Raw genomic sequence first — 2,257 nt, 5'->3', positions numbered from 1 at the left:
TCAAAACCGTCGGCGCCTAAACCCAGCCGTCACAGGCGTGGGTACTTAACCCAAGCCCCCTGACGGTCCACAAAAACAGGGCAATCCAAATCCACGACGCAACGCTATCAACGGCCGCCTCGAACGATAAAAACACAGCACTCGTAACGGCTTGGTTCGGTTTCGGACCGAACCGATTGAGATTCTTACCCTCTCCTGCAACTCGACATTCCCTTCCTTAATGGCTAATACGGATCGACGGTCGTCTGAGCAGCAGGTCGCGTAGCTCTCTCCAGACGGCCCCATTTCTGTCTCTAGCTGCAACCTTGCGAGATTACAGCGCATGTTGAACCCGATTATAATGCCTTTGGGTAGCCCGTTAAAGGGCATTCATTACACGAAATTTCTAGCGCAGCTCTGTGAAAAACGAGCTGTGCGGCGATATTTAGAGATAGGAGTTCACGAAGGGCAAAATTTGTCGGCGATCCCATGTGAATCTGTCCTTGGAGTGGATCCAAATTTTAAACTTAGGTTTAACATTGCTGATAACGGAAAAAAAAATATACACCTTGTACAGCGCGGGAGTGACGATTTTTTTTCGACCTGCAATGTTACTGAAATTATAGGCGGCAATCTAGATTTTGCATTTCTTGATGGATTTCATACCTATGAGTATTTGTTGAGAGATTTCTATAATACCGAGAGGTCATGTCACAGAGGTAGCCTGATTGCCATTCATGATTGCGTCCCACTAAACTTCGAGATGACAGAAAGAAGACACAATCCTCATGCGAGGAAAGACGTTGATCTTGCAAGTTGGTGGACTGGCGATGTGTGGAAAATAATTCCTATATTGAATAAGTATCGGCCCGACCTAAATGTTATAGTGGTTGATTGCCCACCAACCGGATTAGTTTGTGTAACTAATCTCAATCCAGACTCTTCTATACTAAGAGATAAATATCTAGATATAATGAAAGAGTACAAACCTTCGTTAAATGAGGATGTTGACCTACTTAATAAGTGTTTTGAGTGCTGTGATATTTATCAATCTACTGAAATAATGAATGATTTCGATTTTTCGCTTTTATTTAGAGTATAAAATTATAGACCGATATACTCTAATCACGAGGACTCAGTATGGGCGCCGATAGAAAACTAGAGATGATTCAAGCGGCGGAGGCTTCTCGTGTGAGGAATTGGGAACTTTGTATCCATGGGTATCAAAATTCCCAACTAGATCAAATAATTGAGTGTTCAGCTAATGTTGTAGGTGGGTGGGGTTTGCCAATAAACGGCAAAACTCCTGCTGTTCCTTTACAGACTAATTGGGGATGGTCACAAGGTTTTGTAAATATTGTGCTCTCACAGTATCCAGAATCTTCCATTACTGAACCCACAGAAATCGCGTCAGACGATCAAACTGCTCTTCTTTCATTCCCAGGAATATTCACATATGGCCATTGGATTATTGATATAGGCGCCCGGCTCGAATTACTTTCTAGGCATTACGATTTAAATAAACTCAAATTCATAGTTCCCAAACCTATATTAAAATGGTCGATTCCATATTTGAGAGCCTTTTCTGTGCAAGACGATCAACTTGTAGGTATAGGAGGGAAAAGTATAGTCCAAGTGAAGAACTTAGTAATCCCTGCTCTGATGAGGGTAAATGATTATTTACCTGATAATCCGCACCGAATTTCATTGGGGCGGATACGAGATTATGGGGCAAGTTATGAAGAAATTGTGATAAGGAAGAAACTTTTTGTTAAGCATGTACCCCAGACATCTCACGGGACGCGCCCAACATTGGGCAATGTAAATGAAATTGAAGTTTTTTTGCGTAATCGGGGCTTCGAAGTTATTGAACCAGCAAGCATGGGGATTGAAGAGCAAATTCACTTTTTTAGGTCGGCTGCAGTTATTGTAGGAGAGGATTCCTCTGCATTGCATAATTGCGTTTGGAGTTCTTCGAATGTAAAACTTGTGGTGTTAAGTTCAGCTAAGCGGATTAACCTTCTACATCAGTCTATAACAAGATTATTAGATCAGCCATGTGACTATGTTTACGGGATGGCTTCTGACGAGAAAACATTCGTAATTGATATAGAAGATATTGAACATGCATGCCGTTCGTAAAGAATTCTCGTTGATTTGAGAATATTTTAGTCGCACTAAGTTGCAGATTATTATTTATAGTGGAAATGGTAGTTCAATGCCGAGAAAAAACTTACCAAAGTCTTTGACAATAGTTTATAGGCGCCGACGGTTTTGA

At 41.4% G+C, this 2,257-nt stretch carries 2 protein-coding genes; both read left to right on the top strand.

The annotated features are described in order from the left end of the window. The first annotated feature begins 322 nt into the window (after window positions 1–322). Window positions 323–1,081, top strand: coding sequence for a class I SAM-dependent methyltransferase (locus tag COGEMETH_RS18085; protein ID WP_238183997.1), 759 nt, complete (start codon window positions 323–325; stop codon window positions 1,079–1,081). A 38-nt stretch (window positions 1,082–1,119) separates the two neighbouring features. Then, window positions 1,120–2,121, top strand: a complete 1,002-nt coding sequence (locus COGEMETH_RS18080; protein ID WP_238183996.1) for a glycosyltransferase family 61 protein — start codon at window positions 1,120–1,122, stop codon at window positions 2,119–2,121. Window positions 2,122–2,257: the final 136 nt, after the last annotated feature.

Source organism: Methylobacterium trifolii (assembly GCF_022179685.1).
GTDB classification, from domain to species: Bacteria; Pseudomonadota; Alphaproteobacteria; order Rhizobiales; family Beijerinckiaceae; genus Methylobacterium; species Methylobacterium trifolii.
This window is presented reverse-complemented; position numbering and strand designations above follow the sequence as displayed.